Here is a 17,065-nt window from a genome sequence, read left to right as displayed (position 1 = left end):
CGGGAAGAATTTTCAGACACACGCTGACGCAAGTATGATATAATGACAGCAACGAGCCAAGTGGGAGCTCGCTCACATTTGGCGACTGCGACAAGCGTTAGCAAGGGAGGCAGAATATGGATAAAAATTATGATGTGATCATTATCGGTGCAGGCCCTTCGGGAATCTTCTGTGCCTATGAATTAAAGCGCCAAAATCCGCGGCTCAAGGTCCTGATGATCGAAAAGGGAAGATGCATAGAAAAACGCCGCTGTCCCAAACGGACCACCAATGTCTGCGCAGGCTGCAAACCCTGCTCCATCACAACAGGGTTTGCCGGAGCAGGGGCATTTTCAGACGGTAAGCTCTCCCTGTCACCGGATGTGGGCGGCACGCTGCCGGAAATCCTGGGCTATGAAAAGGCGGAGAAGCTGATCCATGAGGCGGATGAGATCTACCTGAAATTCGGAGCGGACAGGAAGGTATACGGAATAGATGACCAGGCAGCCATCTGGGATATCCGTACAAAAGCCATCCGCGCCAATTTAAAGCTTATAGAATGCCCCATCCGCCATCTGGGTACAGAGGAAGGTTATAAAATCTATACACGCCTGCAGGAGCATCTTCTGGCGGAAGGCGTGGAAATTCTGTTTATGACCATGGTAAAGGATATTCTCATTGAGGACGGGAAAGTAAAAGGTGTGGTGACAGACAAACAGGAGACCTTTTACGCGCCTCAGATCGCAGCCGGTGTGGGCCGGGAGGGTTCGGAGTGGTTTGCAGGTGTCTGCAGCGGACATCACATAGAGACGAGAAACGGTACCGTGGATGTGGGTGTCCGTGTGGAAGTCCGGGATGAGATCATGAAGGAATTAAATGAAAAGCTGTACGAAGCGAAACTGGTCTACTATACTCCAACCTTTGATGACAAGGTGAGGGTTTTCTGTACAAACCCCTCCGGTGAAGTTTCCGCGGAATACTATGAGAACAGCCTGGCCGTGGTCAACGGTCATGCGTACAAATCCAAGGACAAAAAGACGCACAACACAAACTTTGCCCTGCTGGTTTCCAAGAATTTCACAGAGCCTTTCCGCTCTCCCATCGAGTACGGCAAGCACATTGCACAGCTCGGCAACATGTTAAGTGACGGAAAAATCCTGCTGCAGAGATACGGAGACTTTAAGAGAGGCAGGAGAACGACCGCTGAGAGGCTTACAAGAAACAATATTATCCCCACACTGAAGGATGCGGTTCCCGGGGATTTATCTCTGGTACTACCCCACAGGATCATGGTGGCAGTGGTGGAGATGATCGAGGCGCTGGATAAGGTGACACCGGGGATTGCAAGCGATGAGACTCTGCTCTATGGGGTGGAAGTCAAATTCTATTCCAACAAAGTCCTGGTCAACACAGAATTTGAGACAAATATCAAAGGGCTGCGTTCTATGGGAGACGGCGCATCCATTACAAGAGGACTGATGCAGGCATCTGCCAACGGTCTGAGTACAGCGCGTGCCATATTAAAGACATTTGGGGAGCAGCAGGAAGGAGACAGGGCCAATGATGAGACTTCTGATCGCGGAAGATGATGAGGTGCTCAGAAGAGAGTTGTCCAGGGACCTGGAAAGCCATGGATATGAGACGGCGGTGCCTGAGCGCTTTGAAGATGTGGAGGATATTGTAAAAGAAGGGAAGGTCCATCTCGTTCTCCTGGATGTAACGCTTCCGGGAAGGGACGGATATGAGATATGCAGAAGTATCCGGCGCTTTTCCAGAATCCCCATTCTCTTTCTGACCAGCAGGGATACGGATATGGATGAGCTGTACGGCATGACCATGGGCGGGGATGACTTTGTCCGCAAACCTTATAAAATGCCCATACTGCTTGCCAGAATTGAAGCCCTTATCCGCCGCAGCTACCCGGATGCGGGGACAGAGAGGGAAATCCTGTGGCAGGACTTCCGCTTACTGCCCGCCAAGGGAAAACTGTGCAGGGGAGAGCGGGAGGTCATACTGACCAGGCAGGAGACACTTCTCTTATCCTGCCTTTTTGCCCGTCCCGGTGAAGTGATCCGGAGAGTGGATTTTATAGAGGAGCTGTGGGACAACCAGGTTTTTATTGATGACAATACGCTCAGCGTCCATATGACCCGGCTCAGAGGGAAATTAAAGGAACTGGACGCAGGAGACCTGATCGTTACCCGGTACGGGCAGGGGTATTTGATATGAGCGGGCGTATGTATTGGCGGCAGCAGGCAGTACCTGTATTGGTGCAGGTGCTCTGCCTGTGTGCTGCCTCTTTGTATCTGCGGGCCCTTGGTCTTACATGGCTGCAGCTCATCCCTCTTGCAGGGGCCTATATGGGTGGTATTGTGCTGTGGAACCTGCTGCATTTTTTGAGAAAACGAAAGTATTTTCATAAAATGGCAGTTTTAATGGAAAGCCTGGATAAAAAGTATCTCTTTCCCATGGTATGGAAGGATGCGGATACCTGGGAGGAGGCAGGCTATTACTGTCTGATGAAAGAATGTACGAAATCCATGCTGGAGGAGACAGAGGAGGCCCAAAGGCTGCAAAAGGAATACCGGGAGCGGCTGGAAACCTTTGTCCATGATATGAAGCAGCCCATTTCCGTGGTCTCCCTCATTGCCGGAAGGGAAAAGACGCAGGATAACAGGGCCATACTTCTGGAACTGGAAAAAATGAACCACCTCTCAGAGCAGATCCTGTATTTCGGGCGCAGTGAAAGCTCCCACTCGGACTTTCGGATACAGAAGGTGGATACAGGGGCGGTAATCCGGGAGTGCCTGTCCATGAACAAGCAGCTTCTGATACAAAACCGGGTTTCCCTGGATATTCCGGAGGACATACCAAAAGTCTATGCAGATGAGAAGGCACTTTTATTTGTTTTAAACCAGATCGTTTACAATGCGGTCACTTATAAAAAGGCAGGGGAGGTTCCCCAAATAGCCTTCTCCTTTCTCGCCGCCGGAGACAATAAGCTGCTCCTGCACATCCGGGATAACGGCTGCGGCATTTCTTCGGAAGACCTGCCCAGGGTTTTTGAGAAAGGATTTACAGGAAAAAACGGCAGGGAGAATCGCCGCTCCACAGGTATGGGGCTTTATCTGTGTAAAAAAATATGTGACGGGCTCGGCATTGGCCTTAGTGTCTGTTCCGAGGAAGGGGTCTATACCCGGTTCACCATCTGCCTTTCGATTCTTACGGAAAAGTAAGATTTCCGCAAGAATGTAAGATACATTGAAAAAAGCAGATATGATATCCTGTACCTGAGGTGATAAATATGGAACCATTACTGAATATTACACACGTCTCCAAATATTATGGGGAGAACGCAAATGTGACCAAGGCATTGGATGATGTCTGCTTTACGGTGGAACCCGGCGAATTTGTGGGGATTATGGGGGCCAGCGGCTCCGGGAAGACCACCATGCTCCAGTGTATCTCCACACTGGATGAGCCAACCGGCGGACAGATCCTGCTGGACAAAAAAGATATTACAAAGCTGACAGAGCGGGAGATCGCGCATTTCAGAAGCAAAAACCTGGGCTTTGTATTCCAGGAATACAATCTTCTGGATACCCTGACCCTGGGGGAAAATATTGAGCTGGCACTTACCATACGCAGAGCGCCGAAGGAAGAGATCGGAAAGAAGGTGGAGGCGGTTGCCGGCAGGCTGGGAATCCTCTCTGAGCTGAACAAATTCCCCTATGAGGTTTCCGGAGGACAGAAGCAGCGCTGTGCCTGTGCCAGAGCCCTGGTCAATGAACCGCGCCTGCTGCTGGCAGATGAGCCTACCGGGGCCCTGGATTCCGCATCCAGCGCCATGCTTTTGGAGACCATGGAGGAACTGAACCGGGATATGGGGATTACGATCCTCATGGTTACCCACGATGCATTTACAGCCAGCCACTGCAGCAGGATCCTTTTCCTTCGGGACGGGCGGATCTTCACAGAGATGCGGAAGGGGAAAAAAGACAGAAAAGCATTCTTCCAGGAAATCCTGGATGTGATGTCCATGTTAGGCGGTGATGTTGCCCATGTACGCTAAACTGGCTATACGAAATGTAAAACGGAGTATGGGGGACTATGCCATCTATGTGCTGACTCTTGTCCTGAGCATCACCCTGATTTTTGCCTATAACTCCCTGCTGTTTTCCGACGCCATAAATTCCTTCAGCAAGCTGATGCGGCCTATGATGTCCATTCTCGTATGCGTGACGGTGATGGTGGTGCTGATTCTGGGGTGGCTGATCACTTACATCACTCATTTTATCTTTGAACAGAGAAGCCGGGAATTTGCCTGTTATATGACCATGGGGATGGAGCGCCCGGCCATGAGCCGCCTTTTTCTCATTGAACAGCTTTTGATCGGCAGTGCGGCGCTGGCAGCAGGCATTCTGCTGGGAAATGTCTTTTATCTGGCACTTAGCCAGGTGATTTTTAAAATGTTTGACAGAGCCTATTATATGGACCTGTCCTTTCAGTTCCCGGCGATTGGTCTGACAGTCCTGTGCTTTTTTCTTATGTTTGTATTCTGCCTTTTCAAGCAGAACCGGATTCTTAAAAAAGTGAAAATAAAGGAACTGATGAATTACAGCAGGCAGAATGAAGGCGGAGGGGCAAAAAGCGGAAAACACATCCGATTAAAAATGACAGGAGCCGTGGCCCTGGGATTACTGGGCCTGATTTGTCTGTATGTGGCGTTTACTGTAAGAATTGATGTATTTTCAGGCTTTGCCAACATGTTTCTTATGGCAGCAGGTATTATTCTGCAGGGGGCAAGTCTTATGCTTTTTTACCGGCATCTTGCCAACTGGATACTGCTTCGGTATAAAAAGAGCAGAAAGAGGCTGCATCATCTCAATATCTTTTTCTACCGCCAGCTCACAGCCCGTCTGAACACCAACGGCAGACAGTTGGGGGTCCTATCCATTTTGCTGCTGTTCACCTTTATGGGGCTTGGAGGCGCCTCCTTTATGGCAAATGCCTATGAGGACGCCCTGGAGAAAACGGTGCCCTTTGACGTGGAAGTTACACAGCATTATGGCAGACTGGATGCAGAGACATGCCGGAGTTTTGTGGGAAAACACAGCGAGATCACAGAAGACCTGGCCTATGACATCTATCAGATGGAGGACAGCACCATCATCGTGGAAATGCTCGGCCGCAAGCAGGAGGAAGTGGAGGGATTCGAGGATTGGGCGGCGGAGACCAATATGGACCGCTGCATCCGATTATCGGATTACAACAAACTCAGGGGACTGCTCGGGAAGAAGCCCATCTCTCTTTCAGAGGATGAATACGCGATCCAGACCCAGGAAACCTATTATAAAAAGAAGCTGGAGAAGGCAGAACGCGCCCTTTTAACAGGGGGCAGAAAATACCGTCTAAGCGAAGTGCTGGAAGGGCCTTTTGCGCAGGCTAATATGAATGAGAGCGGATTCGGCACGAGCACTATTCTGATTCTGCCGGATGCTGCCTGTGCTTCCATGACACATTCCAGAGGATGTTATGTGGCAATGGTAAAGGACAGAGAGGACACGGATTATCAGGATGCCCTTCAGAAAACCATAGAAAAGACCGCAGGCCACGACGGCCCCAGCTTTATTATGGCGTGTACCTATAAAGGCCAGAAGCAGGAGCTGCAGTCTATCTATATGATGACAGCCTTCATCTGCTGTTATGCTGCATTTATCTGTATCTTTATCTGTGCCACAATTCTGGCAGTACAGCTTTTGAGCAGCAGCAGGAAATACCGTTATCAGTATGACCAGTTAAGAAGAATGGGGACCACAGACACCGAGATCCGAAAACTTACGGTAAGGCAGAGCGCCGTGTATTTCTTTCTTCCCATGGCACTTCCCCTGTTTTTCCTGTTTCTCTATATGGCCGGCATCGGTTTGGCCTTTCCGGTACAGCGCAGTATGCTCATTGCCTCCTTTGGGGCAGCAGTGGCGATCTTTCTGGTGGTGTACGGGTGTTATCTGCTGGTCACCTGCCTGCAGTACCAGAAAAATGTGCTGAAAGGCACAAAGCAGTACCACCTCCGTGATTTTGTCCTGAATGACAGGAAATAGATTGTATTTTCTGCGGAAAAAAGTTATAATGAATCTGTAGTATGTTAAATTAATGACAAACAGGAGGTATGTAAGATATGGCAAAAATATTGAGCAGTCCCGGAAAATATGTGCAGGGCGCAGGAGAGCTGAAAAAGCTTGGCACCTATGCGGAAGGTCTTGGGAAAAACGCGCTTATATTGATCAGTAAGGGCGGCTATAAAAGAATCGGCAAAGAGATTGAGAAGAGTTTTGCGGATGCTGACTGTACCCTGTATTTCGACTATTTTAACGGGGAATGCTCCAAAAACGAGATCAACCGTCTGAAAAAGATCATGGAAGAAAAAGGCTGTGACCTGGTCATCGGTATCGGCGGAGGCAAGATTTTTGATACCGCCAAAGCTGCCGCGTATTATGAGAACGCGCCGGTGATCATCTGCCCGACCATTGCCTCCACAGATGCGCCCTGCAGCGCATTGTCAGTGATCTATACAGATGAAGGGGTATTTGAGGAATACCTGTTCCTGCCAAAGAACCCGGACATGGTGCTGATGGATACAGAGGTCATCACAAAATCCCCGGTGCGCCTGACCGTAGCCGGCATGGGAGATGCCCTGGCTACATATTTTGAGGCCCGTGCCTGTGCCGCAAGCGATGCCCAGACCTGTGTAAATGGCAAATCCACAGGCGCAGCCATGGCTCTGGCAAAATTATGCTTTGACACACTGATGGAGGAAGGCGTGAAGGCTAAAATCGCTCTGGAGGCAGGTGCCTGCACAGAGGCAGTGGAAAAAGTCATTGAGGCGAACACACTGCTCTCCGGTATCGGTTTTGAGAGCGGCGGACTTGCAGGCGCCCATGCCATCCACAACGGATTTACCGTACTGGAAGAATGCCATTCCATGTACCACGGGGAGAAGGTGGCTTTCGGCACCATCACACAGCTTGTGCTTGAAAACATCCCTGCAGAGGAGCTGGAGATGATCATTGACTTCTGCATCGAAGTGGGCCTGCCTGTCACCCTGAAAGAGCTGGGCGTCAAAGAGGTGACTCCTGAAAAAGTCATGGCAGTGGCGGAGGCTGCCTGCGCAGAGAACGATACTCTCCACAACATGCCTTTCCAGGTGACACCGGAGACCGTGTCCGCTGCGATCCTGGCAGCCGATGCCTATGGACGCTATTTCTTGGGAGAGTGATCAGGAGGTAAACTGCCGGACACCGTATGTGTTCCGGTACTCACTGAGGGTGAAGCCGGTGAGCTTTTTGAACTGCTTTCCAAGGTGGCTCTGGGAGGAAAAACCCAGGTATGCGGCAATTTCGATATAGGAATATCCGGAATAGGTCAGCATATTTTTGGCCAGACCGATCTTCTCACGCAGAATAAAATTTTTGATGGACATTCCCTCGCATTTATGGAACAGTTCAGAGAGATAGCCCGGGTTCATGCCCAAAAAGTCAGCTATCTCCTGAATAGTGATCCTGTCGTGCAGATGGGAAAAGATATAATCTTTGCAGCGGCGGACATGGGGATTCTTTTCTTTGTTCCCTGTGCCGCTTAGCTGCTCTTTCTGTTCTCTCACCATATTGGTATACTGGTACTCAGCCTGCCGCAGCAGATGGGTGATGGAAGCCATATCAGAAGCCTCCTCCACCTTATTGATATAAATATCACTCAGGGAAAAGGAGATTTCAGGCAGGATGCCGCCGCGTATGGCAGCCCGGCTTGCCAGGGTGATCACCACGATCCCGATATTTTTCCAGTTGCGCAGCTTGTCTTTTGCCAGAACACCGACATTTCCCGTGTAATCCTCAGCCCAGCTTTTTTCCAGCTGTTTTACATCTCCGTTCTCAATACTGGAGAATTCCCGCAGCTCCTGGTCATAGGGGTTATGTCCTATGGAAGCCTCCTGATTCTCAAACAGCAGATCTGAAAAATGTCTCTGAATCTCTGTATCCAGGGTTTCGTCAATACAGTTAAATACGATCAAATCCCGCTCATTCAAAGTCTGTTCCCAGAAAAGATTATGTATAAGAAGAATATTTACCGATAACTCCGCAAAGTCACAAAACGGCACCGTATCCAGGAAACTCTCATCATAGACAGGCTGTTTATCACAGTGGATGAGACGCACCGGTGTCTTGAGCTTAACCGGGCCGATGATAAACCGGTGTCCCGGAACCGTAACTTTCGCATAGACCAGTTTATCTCCGGCAGACAACAAAAGCGGCAGCGTCCCGGAATCCTCAAAGAGCAGATATTCTTCCAGAGAACCTTCATAAAAACTGCTGTCCGTAAAGTCAGGACGTCCGCAGAATCTCTCCGTCACTTCCTCTTTTTCCCCGTAATCCCGCACGATAGTGTGCAGGCTGTATGAAACGTGCCGCATCAGATAAGGGATATTCATAACAAAGTACCTCCTGTATGGGAATCTATATCCATTATAACAGATAATCCGAGGAAAGTGATAAAAAAACGAAAAAAGTGATATATAAACCGCTGATTTTGTCATAAAATCAAGGCAAATAAAGACAAAGTCCGAAAAGGAGAATGGATTATGTATGTAAAAGGCGTAAATCTGGGAAACTGGCTGGTACTGGAAAAATGGATGAGTCCGGCGCTTTTTGAGGGAACCACAGCGGAGGATGAATACTATCTTCCCAGGCAGCTCTCCAAAGAGGTATATGAGGCGAGAATAAAAATCCACCGTGCGGAATATATCACGGAGAGGGATTTTACAAGGATCAAATCCATGGGGATGGATGCGGTCAGGATTCCGGTGCCGTATTTTATCTTTGGCGACAGGGAACCTTTCATCGGCTGTGTAGAGGAGCTGGACAAAGCATTTTGCTGGGCAGAGAAATACGGGCTGCAGATATTGATCGACCTGCACACTGCGCCGGACAGCCAGAACGGATTTGACAACGGGGGAATCTCCGGCGTCTGCAAATGGTCCCAGGAGCCGGACGAGGTGGAATTTGAGTTAAGCGTTCTGGAACGGCTGGCGAAGCGCTATGGAACCAGACCGGGTTTGTGGGGCATTGAAATTCTCAATGAGCCCATCCTGGAGGATATGTGGACAACCATGGATGTGGCAAACCGCTATAAACCGGCCGACCCGGAAAAGGCGCGGGGCAGCAGGCCGAACACCATGGAATTTATCCGCAGCTTCTATCTGGAGGCATATGACAGAATCAGAAAATATATGCCGGATGAAAAATATGTGGTGATCCATGACGCCTTTGAGTTAAAAGCCTGGAAAGAGTTCATGCGCGAAGACAAATACAAAAATGTGGTGCTGGATACACACCAGTATCTGATGGTGGCGGAGGCCCTTGGCTGTGAACAGAACGTGGAATCCTACACTGCCTACATCCGCGGGACACTGGCAAAAGACATAGAGGAAATGCAGCAGTATTTTCCGGTCATCTGCGGAGAATGGTGCCTGTTCAACTCTCTTGCCTGCGGCTGTGACACAAAGGGCGGCCAGAGTGTGTTAAACGGTGTGGAAGGAGCACCTGCGGAGGTTGTAAGCCCGGAGGAGAAAAAGCGTATCTACAGCGCGCTTGCCAAAGAACAGTTAGATGCCTGGAAAAAAGGCTCGGGATATTTTTATTGGAGCTATAAGCTTCTGGTGGATACCGTGAACGATGCCGGATGGATCGGATGGGACAGCTGGGATTTCGGAAGATGTACGGATTTCGGATGGTTTCCTAAGGAAGGATAAGCCTTTTGGATAAAATAAAATGCAGTTAAAGGAGAAAAACAGATTATGAAGACAGATATGAATCCCAATGCAAAGTTGTCATTTGTGGAGCGGTTTGGTTACGGAGTGGGAGATTATGCGGGGAACCTGGTGTACTCAGCTATCAGTGCATTCCTGCTTGTGTATTATACCAATGTAGTGGGGGCAAACGCGGCGGCAGCGGCTTCTATCATTGCCATATCGAAAATATTTGACGGGATCTCAGACCTGGTCATGGGATATATCATTGACCATACACACAGCAAATGGGGCAAGGCCCGCCCCTGGATCGCAAGACTCTGTATTCCCCTGGCGGTCTGCACGGTCCTCATGTTCAGTGTGCCTTCCTCTTTTGTGGGAAAAGCACAGCTTGCCTACATGTTTTTGACATATAATCTGGTTTCCACCATTTTCTATACCGGAATCAACGTGCCTTACGCCACCATGAACGGCCTGATGACCACTAACCAGTATGAGAGAGGGCTTCTGGGCAACTTCAGGATGCTGCTGGCAACAGCGGGAACCATGACCATCAACACAGTGGTACTGAAACTGACCACAGCCTTCGGCGGCGGTGACGCTTACAGCCAGAAGGGATGGACACTGACCTTTGTGCTCTTGATGCTGGTATTTGTAGGGCTGAACCTTTTCATGTTCGGTGTCTGCAGAGAACGCGTGGTGGAACAAAAGAAGACAGAGCAGGCCGAAAAGGAGCAGGTGTCTTTTGTAAAAGGGCTGGCAGGCCTTGTGAAGAACAAATACTGGGTCTTACTTGTCATTGCCCTGTTTGCCATGTATTTCATGATGTCAAGCTTCTTTGGCTCCGCTGTATACTATGCAAAATACAATATGGGGGATGAGAGCTATTATGCGTCCATCTCCAACTGTCTGTCTGTGGCGCAGATCGCCACCATGTTTGTGACGCCTTTTATCATGAAAAAGACAGGGAAACGCAATGTGTTTCTCATGGGCATGCTCATATCCATGGCAGGTTTCCTGCTGACAGGGTTTACCACGGATCTGACGCTGGTATGTGTGCTTTCTGTTGTAAAAGGAATCGGGTTCGGGTTCGGCGCCGCCACTATGTTCGGTGCCCTGCAGGATGCCATCACCTACGGGGAGTGGCTGAACGGCTACGGAACAGCCGGCATGGGAAATGCAGCCTCCTCCTTCTGTATGAAGGTGGGCTCCGGTTTCGGAACCGCGGTTCTCGGATGGGTGTTAAACGCCGGAGGATTCAAGGCGGATGCGGCCGTACAGTCTGCGGCATCACAGTCCGCGATCACCTGGTCTTTTGTGTGGATCCCCGCTGTATCCGTCCTGATTGCAGCCATCTGCCTGTGTTTCTTTGACCTGGATAAAAAGTACGAAAAGGCAGTAACAGACCTGGCAAAAGGAATACATAAAAGTGATTATGAAAAATAGGAGGGAATGCTATGATCCAAAATCCCATACTTCCCGGATTTCATCCGGACCCCTGTATCTGCAGAAAAGGGGATGATTACTATCTTGCGGTTTCCACCTTTGAATGGTTTCCGGGCATTCCCGTATACCATTCAAAGGACTTAAAGCACTGGGAACTGCTAACACACGTATTGACAGATGATGAGAAAGTGGATTTGAAAAAACTGCCCTCGGCAAAGGGCATCTGGGCACCCTGCCTGACTTACTGTGAGAAGGAGGATATGTTTTATGTGGTCTACGGGGTGATGAACTCCATGAATGCCAGGTACTTTGATGTGGACAATTACCTGATCTGTGCCAGTGACATAGAAGGGCCCTGGAGTGAGCCGGTCTATCTGCATTCAGCCGGATTTGACGCTTCTTTGCTGCACGATACGGATGGGCGCAAATGGATCGTCTCCCTGGAGTGGGAGACCAGAGAGGGCTATGAGAAACCGGGCGCCATCTGTCTGGCAGAGTATTCCCCGGAAAAAAAGGCAGTCATCGGTTATCCAAAACGTATCTGGAACGGCGGGACAGACAGGGGATGTATCGAAGCGCCTCATCTTACAAAAAAAGACGGGCGGTATTATATCATGTGCGCGGAGGGCGGCACGGGATACAATCACTGTGTGACTATGGGAAGGGCAGAGAATGTCTGGGGACCTTATGAGAAAGATCCTGAAAATCCCATTGTGACCTCCGCTCCCGGTGTATCCAATGAGCGTCATGACCCGGACCACTTAAAGCCCCAATACTATAACCCGGATTCCGTACTGCAGAAATCAGGTCACGGAAGCTATGTGGAGACCCCAAATGGGGAAGTGTATCTGGTGCATCTGACCGCCAGGCCGTTTGTACCGGAGCTTCGCTGCACACTGGGCAGGGAGACGGCTATCCAGAAAATGGTATGGACAGAGGATGGCTGGCTTCGCATGGCTGACGGCGGCAGGCTGGCAAAGATGCAGGTGCCTGAGAGCGGCCTTCCAAAGTGTGAGATGCCGAAGATACCGGATTACGACGACTTTGACGCGGACACCCTTGGAAACTGGTATTACGCACCCAGGATCATGCCCCAGTCCTTTGCGGATGTGACAGCCAGGCCGGGATATGTGCGGCTGAGAGGCCAGGAATCCAGAACCTCCTTAAACCGCGTCAGCATTCTGGCTAGAAAGCTCACCTCCCTTCACGCGCGCATCACCACGAAAATGGAGTTTCATCCTGAGATTTACCAGCACAGCGCAGGTCTTATCCTCTATTATGACAATATGAACTATATCAATCTGAGAAAGTATTACAGCCAGACCCTGGGACAAAGTGCCCTGTCTGTTATTTGCCTGGAGAATGGGGAGAAGACGGAATTTACAGATACCAGAACACCTGTGGGGGAAGGACCGGTCTATCTGCGGCTGTATGTGGAGCAGAGGAAAACATGGTTTGAGTGGAGCTGTGACGGAACGGAGTTTCAGAAGATCGGCCGGGTATTCGATACCTCCCATTTTTCTGATGAATACTGCAGGTACGGGGAATTTACCGGAACCATGGCAGGTCTGACCTGTGCGGACAGGATGTTTCACAGACATTACGCGGATTTTGATTTCTTTGAATACACGGAATCCTATTCCTGATAAAGATAGATTCACTGCCACATGGGCGTCCGGTCTGCCGGGCGCCTTTTGACGGTTTTCTTTTGACTGTGTGTAAGGTATTCATTGTAATTACAGAATAATTATATTATAATAATATCATATTTTTTGGTAATGCGCGCGGTGGAGAAAGCGTATGTTGGAGGTTTTATATGGAGGCAAAAGCAGTTGTCAACAGTAATAATATCAGCGGTCTGATCGAACGGACGCTGAACTATGTGGACCCGAGGCTGGTGGACCACGGAAAAAGGGTGGCATCCCTGGTCTACGGAATGCTGGCAGTGCAGAAAAAGTATTCTGCAAAAGATATCCAGGACATTTGTATCCTTGCCATGCTGCATGATATCGGCGCTTACAAGACCGAGGAGATCAACCGGATGGCCCAGTTTGAATCCGAAGATATCTGGGAACATTCCATCTACGGATATGTGTTTCTTGATAATCTCTCTCCCTTAAAAAACTGGGCCAGGGCAGTCATGTTTCATCATGTGGCAGCAGTCCATCTGCCGGATACGCTGGAAGACAGAATAAGGGAAGCAGCCCAGATGATCAGCCTTGCTGACCGAGTTGACATATACCTTCAGGAACATCCGGATTCCCATAACCTGTTTGGATATCTTGACCGGGTAAGAGGAAGCAAATTTGACGGCAGCATTCTGGATCTGTTTTATGAGGCGGATAATCAGTTCTCTATGCTTGCATGTCTGGATGAGGAGAAAGACTTTCATAAAATCCTTCCGGATGTCCGTCTGTCAGAGCAGGAATGTGAGGATTATTTGAGAATGATGATATATGCCATTGATTTCAGAAGCCAGCATACAGTGACCCACACCATCACAACGACACGCATAAGCTGCTGTGCTGCCAGACATATGGGGCTGTCAGAGGAACAGATACATAATATTTTCTATGGGGCGCTTCTGCATGATCTGGGGAAGATCGGAATCCCGGTGGAGATACTGGAGTACCCGGGAAGGCTGAGCAATCAGGCTATGGCTATCATGCGGACCCATGTGGACCGGACGGAGGAAATCCTGGGAGGCACCATAGAGGAAGGGATAACAAGAATCGCCCTCAGGCATCACGAGAAGCTGGACGGAAGCGGATATCCCAGAGGGCTTTGCGGGGAGGAGCTGACCATAGAGGAGCGGATCGTGGCGGTATCGGATATTGTCAGTGCGCTTTTGGGGACCCGCAGCTACAAGGAGGCATTTTCCAAGAACAGGACTCTGTCTATTATAGAGGAGCAGGCCCGGGAAGGAAAGATTGACAAAAGTGTGGTGGAGGTTCTGAGGGAAAACTTCGATGTGGTTCTGGAGGAAGTGGAAGAAAGCTGCAGACCGATTCTGGATACCTATTACGGCCTGCGAAAGGAATACCAGTATCTGCTGGGAAAATATCTGTATGACGGTGCCAAGACCGCAGATAAGGGCAGGAAGGAGTCATAATGCATTGGGACAGGACATAGAATATACTATCCAGAGAGAAGGAGGCACTGCCCATGTCCGTAAATTATAAAGTATCTTATTTTCTCGACCGCTTTGATTTCCCGGTTCCGCAGCAGCTTGTGGAGAAGTATTACAGGTATAAACTGGGACACCCCTGTTTTCTGATGAAACAGAACGGAAGATGGACGATCGTGCCTGTCCGGCAGTAGCAGACAAAAACGGGAGACAGCTATCAGCTGTCTCCCTTAAAATACTTTATTTTTCATGTAAAGACCGCTGTGCCAAAAGCTCCTGGAGATTTTCAATCTCCTGTTCGCTTAATCGGTCTTTTTCAATAAAATTGGCCAGCATGGAGGACAGGCTTCCGTTATAAAATCGTTTTAAAAAGGAACTGTTCTCATGATCCAGATATTCGTCCTTCTGAACCAGCGGTGTGTAGACAAATACGCGTCCTTCCTTTACATATGTCAGAGCACCTTTCTGGACCAGCCTTTTGATCAGTGTCTGGATGGTTTTGGGGCTCCAGCTTGTAGTCTTTAACAGCATTTCTGTGATTTCATTGGTGTTAATGGGAGCATTCTTCCACACAACCTTCATAACTTCATATTCGGCCTCAGATATCTGGGGTAAATCTTTCATGGTTCAGCCTCCTGGTTTGATAAAGAGATTATAAATATTATATTCTTACGGCATAAGCTTGTCAATCGCAGACGCGTATGGCGATCCTGCCCTTCTAATCCGGCAGAAGCTGCATCTGAGCCAGAATCTCAAGGGCGATCCTGCTGGCAGTCGCCCCGTCAGCGTGGTCTTCCCCCCGGATGTTTACGGCAAAGAAGCTTGGAACACCATGGGTCTCCACATAGCCTGTGAACCAGCCGTTTTTGTCTTTGCCATCAATATTGCCGGTCCCCGTTTTCCCGTAGAGCGTATAGCCGTTTTCCTCTGCAATACACAGGGCATCCTTCACTGCCTGTATGGAGGATTCCTGAAATCCGAATGTATTGTCATAGAGATCAGCAAGCAGTCTGACCTGCTCAATGGGTGAGATTTTCAGGGAGGATTCCATCCAGAAGGTTTCGGGACCTGCCGACACATCGCTGTTTCCGTACCCGATCTGATCTAAAAAGCCCTGTATGGAAGATAGACCGGCTCTGCTGTCTAACTCCTGAAAATACCAGTTGACTGAATTTTTCATAGCAGATTTTAGATCCTGGTCCTGATTCCAGCTTTCAAAAGGATACACCTCTTCCTTCCAGGGAAGGATTGAAGAATCCGGGGTGATGGTTCCTTTTTCAAGGGCGAGCAGCGCGCTGTATATTTTGTATGTGGAATCCGGGGATATACGTGTACGGCTTTCCTCCTCCCCATAGATGCTCCAGGTGTTCGAGGAGGGCTGATACAGCACGAAACTGCCTGCATAGCCTTCAAAGAAAGTATCCAGTTCCAGGGCTTTCGTTTTGCCCTTGGGGGATGTGGAAACGGTCTCTCCCCATGTGGTCACAGACAGGAAAGGCGTGTTTGCCAGTACAAGTATGGCTGCCAAAAATAAAAAGGCAGTGTTCTTTATCCGGACGGTTCCTGTTTCTTTCCGATAAGTGACAATGCCCAGGATTCTTTTCTTCATCTGTTTTTGATTCTCCGCGAATCCGGTGGTCATGGAATATTCAGAGCGGGAGGCATTTGCCGTGTGATGTAAGAGCACAGAGCCATATTCCCGGTAACACCCCTCCTGCAGGATTCCCAGCACGGACGCATCGCAGGCCAGTTCCCTGTCCGCCCGCATCTTCCTGCCTGCCAGCCATACTGCGGGGTTAAACCAGTAAATGATACAAAACAGATTCATAAAAAGATTCACCGCGTGATCCCTGCGGCGGCAGTGCTGGATCTCATGCAGCAGGATATAAGAAAGCGCTTTTGAATCTTCCTCTGACAGATACGCCATGGGAAGAATGATACAGGGGCGAAAGGCCCTGGCAGATACAGGAGATTGGATAAAAGCGCTGGCAAGCAGAGGGAACGGCCTTTTTTGGCCGCATTGCTTCAGGCATTTTTTATAAAGCGTGCGTACCGCCTTATTTTGCACAGGGAGGGCGGTTTTGAAAAGCTGATGCAGCTTTTTTGCTGAACGTGCAGTATACCAGAGCATCAGGCATGCACCCAGGAGCCAGACAGCAGATAAAACCAGCAAAAGCGTACTCCCACCGGATTTTTCTGCCTCCAGCGCGTAATCCTGTATCTGCAGGGTGCTTTTTGCTGCAGGCGCGGCAGCGGCAGTCAGAGATTCCACAGCTCTGCCTGCATTTGAAGATAATCTGTTCAGAAAGCCTGCCGGGAAAAAGGTCCGGTTCCGAAATGGCAGAAAAGGAATCGTGAGCATTATAAGATAGATGATCCAAATCTGATATTGTCCCCGTGCCGGAATCTGCTTTTTAAAAAGGCGTTTCATAAGGAAAAAGACCAGGGTGACCAGCATAATGATCACATTGCTGAGCAGAAAACGGAAAATAAATGCCTGTGATATCACCATAATTTCACTCCTTTCGGGGTGCCCGTAAATCATAACGGAATCCTGTTATATTACATTCGTAATAATAAATCTGACTCTATTATAATATAAATGCCGGAAAAGTCAAACGGCATCTGCGGCCAGGTGTTTTTTTACGGTTCAGTGCCCTCACAGTTACAGGCAGTCATCCATGCAAAACGCCCTGGTGCCATGGGATGAC

General features: G+C 49.3%; 14 protein-coding genes. 11 read left to right on the top strand and 3 right to left on the bottom strand.

Annotated features, from left to right (window positions below; all coding sequences use genetic code 11):
• The first annotated feature begins 116 nt into the window (after nt 1–116).
• The 6 genes from V8Q34_RS04250 (at nt 117) to V8Q34_RS04225 (ending at nt 7,255) form a co-directional block, all read left to right on the top strand.
• A complete protein-coding gene (locus tag V8Q34_RS04250) occupies nt 117–1,568 on the top strand; it encodes an NAD(P)/FAD-dependent oxidoreductase (RefSeq protein ID WP_335834890.1) in 1,452 nt (483 codons plus the stop codon).
• Nucleotides 1,540–2,208, top strand: a complete 669-nt coding sequence (locus tag V8Q34_RS04245) for a response regulator transcription factor (protein ID WP_033139603.1) — start codon at nt 1,540–1,542, stop codon at nt 2,206–2,208. The genes V8Q34_RS04250 and V8Q34_RS04245 overlap by 29 nt, the downstream gene beginning before the upstream one ends.
• Nucleotides 2,205–3,215: a sensor histidine kinase gene (locus V8Q34_RS04240; RefSeq protein ID WP_335834889.1), complete on the top strand. Its 1,011-nt coding sequence runs from the start codon at nt 2,205–2,207 to the stop codon at nt 3,213–3,215. The genes V8Q34_RS04245 and V8Q34_RS04240 overlap by 4 nt, the downstream gene beginning before the upstream one ends.
• 68 nt (nt 3,216–3,283) lie before the next feature.
• Nucleotides 3,284–4,051, top strand: coding sequence for an ABC transporter ATP-binding protein (locus V8Q34_RS04235; protein ID WP_256139602.1), 768 nt, complete (start codon nt 3,284–3,286; stop codon nt 4,049–4,051).
• A complete protein-coding gene (locus tag V8Q34_RS04230; protein ID WP_335834888.1) occupies nt 4,041–6,080 on the top strand; it encodes an ABC transporter permease in 2,040 nt (679 codons plus the stop codon). Before V8Q34_RS04235 ends, V8Q34_RS04230 begins: the two co-directional genes overlap by 11 nt.
• A gap of 77 nt (nt 6,081–6,157) precedes the next feature.
• Complete coding sequence (locus tag V8Q34_RS04225; RefSeq protein WP_227210529.1) at nt 6,158–7,255, top strand: glycerol dehydrogenase; 1,098 nt, start codon at nt 6,158–6,160, stop codon at nt 7,253–7,255.
• Here V8Q34_RS04225 and V8Q34_RS04220 read toward each other — a convergent pair whose 3' ends face one another.
• Complete coding sequence (locus tag V8Q34_RS04220; RefSeq protein WP_335834887.1) at nt 7,256–8,464, bottom strand: AraC family transcriptional regulator; 1,209 nt, start codon at nt 8,462–8,464, stop codon at nt 7,256–7,258.
• A 150-nt stretch (nt 8,465–8,614) separates the two neighbouring features.
• On the opposite strand from V8Q34_RS04220, the gene V8Q34_RS04215 reads away from it, so the two are divergent.
• The 5 genes from V8Q34_RS04215 (at nt 8,615) to V8Q34_RS04195 (ending at nt 14,548) form a co-directional block, all read left to right on the top strand.
• Nucleotides 8,615–9,784, top strand: coding sequence for a glycoside hydrolase family 5 protein (locus V8Q34_RS04215; RefSeq protein ID WP_033139608.1), 1,170 nt, complete (start codon nt 8,615–8,617; stop codon nt 9,782–9,784).
• Nucleotides 9,785–9,829: 45 nt separating this feature from the next.
• Nucleotides 9,830–11,227, top strand: coding sequence for an MFS transporter (locus V8Q34_RS04210; RefSeq protein ID WP_335834886.1), 1,398 nt, complete (start codon nt 9,830–9,832; stop codon nt 11,225–11,227).
• Nucleotides 11,228–11,238: 11 nt separating this feature from the next.
• Entirely contained in the window at nt 11,239–12,873 is a 1,635-nt protein-coding gene (locus V8Q34_RS04205; protein ID WP_335834885.1) for a glycoside hydrolase family 43 protein, read from the top strand.
• Between the two features lie 170 nt (nt 12,874–13,043).
• Nucleotides 13,044–14,339: an HD-GYP domain-containing protein gene (locus V8Q34_RS04200; RefSeq protein WP_103732552.1), complete on the top strand. Its 1,296-nt coding sequence runs from the start codon at nt 13,044–13,046 to the stop codon at nt 14,337–14,339.
• A gap of 53 nt (nt 14,340–14,392) precedes the next feature.
• Nucleotides 14,393–14,548, top strand: coding sequence for a hypothetical protein (locus V8Q34_RS04195; RefSeq protein WP_156120802.1), 156 nt, complete (start codon nt 14,393–14,395; stop codon nt 14,546–14,548).
• Between the two features lie 46 nt (nt 14,549–14,594).
• On the opposite strand, the gene V8Q34_RS04190 is transcribed toward V8Q34_RS04195, so the two are convergent.
• Nucleotides 14,595–14,978, bottom strand: coding sequence for a BlaI/MecI/CopY family transcriptional regulator (locus tag V8Q34_RS04190; RefSeq protein WP_033139611.1), 384 nt, complete (start codon nt 14,976–14,978; stop codon nt 14,595–14,597).
• Nucleotides 14,979–15,072: 94 nt separating this feature from the next.
• Nucleotides 15,073–16,866, bottom strand: a complete 1,794-nt coding sequence (locus tag V8Q34_RS04185) for a BlaR1 family beta-lactam sensor/signal transducer (RefSeq protein ID WP_335834884.1) — start codon at nt 16,864–16,866, stop codon at nt 15,073–15,075.
• Between the last annotated feature and the right edge of the window lie 199 nt (nt 16,867–17,065).

Source organism: Blautia sp. JLR.GB0024, assembly GCF_037000545.1.
In the GTDB taxonomy this organism is placed as follows: domain Bacteria; phylum Bacillota; class Clostridia; order Lachnospirales; family Lachnospiraceae; genus Blautia; species Blautia celeris.
This window is presented reverse-complemented; position numbering and strand designations above follow the sequence as displayed.

Excerpts from the sequence above, each read along its gene's own strand:
- V8Q34_RS04185 (WP_335834884.1), bottom strand. The coding sequence starts at position 16,866 with ATGGTGATATCACAGGCATTTATTTTCCGTTTTCTGCTCAGCAATGTG.
- V8Q34_RS04195 (WP_156120802.1), top strand. The coding sequence starts at position 14,393 with ATGTCCGTAAATTATAAAGTATCTTATTTTCTCGACCGCTTTGATTTC.
- V8Q34_RS04250 (WP_335834890.1), top strand. The coding sequence starts at position 117 with ATGGATAAAAATTATGATGTGATCATTATCGGTGCAGGCCCTTCGGGA.
- V8Q34_RS04210 (WP_335834886.1), top strand. The coding sequence starts at position 9,830 with ATGAAGACAGATATGAATCCCAATGCAAAGTTGTCATTTGTGGAGCGG.
- V8Q34_RS04235 (WP_256139602.1), top strand. The coding sequence starts at position 3,284 with ATGGAACCATTACTGAATATTACACACGTCTCCAAATATTATGGGGAG.
- V8Q34_RS04230 (WP_335834888.1), top strand. The coding sequence starts at position 4,041 with ATGTACGCTAAACTGGCTATACGAAATGTAAAACGGAGTATGGGGGAC.
- V8Q34_RS04205 (WP_335834885.1), top strand. The coding sequence starts at position 11,239 with ATGATCCAAAATCCCATACTTCCCGGATTTCATCCGGACCCCTGTATC.
- V8Q34_RS04240 (WP_335834889.1), top strand. The coding sequence starts at position 2,205 with ATGAGCGGGCGTATGTATTGGCGGCAGCAGGCAGTACCTGTATTGGTG.
- V8Q34_RS04200 (WP_103732552.1), top strand. The coding sequence starts at position 13,044 with ATGGAGGCAAAAGCAGTTGTCAACAGTAATAATATCAGCGGTCTGATC.
- V8Q34_RS04190 (WP_033139611.1), bottom strand. The coding sequence starts at position 14,978 with ATGAAAGATTTACCCCAGATATCTGAGGCCGAATATGAAGTTATGAAG.
- V8Q34_RS04245 (WP_033139603.1), top strand. The coding sequence starts at position 1,540 with ATGATGAGACTTCTGATCGCGGAAGATGATGAGGTGCTCAGAAGAGAG.
- V8Q34_RS04220 (WP_335834887.1), bottom strand. The coding sequence starts at position 8,464 with ATGAATATCCCTTATCTGATGCGGCACGTTTCATACAGCCTGCACACT.
- V8Q34_RS04215 (WP_033139608.1), top strand. The coding sequence starts at position 8,615 with ATGTATGTAAAAGGCGTAAATCTGGGAAACTGGCTGGTACTGGAAAAA.
- V8Q34_RS04225 (WP_227210529.1), top strand. The coding sequence starts at position 6,158 with ATGGCAAAAATATTGAGCAGTCCCGGAAAATATGTGCAGGGCGCAGGA.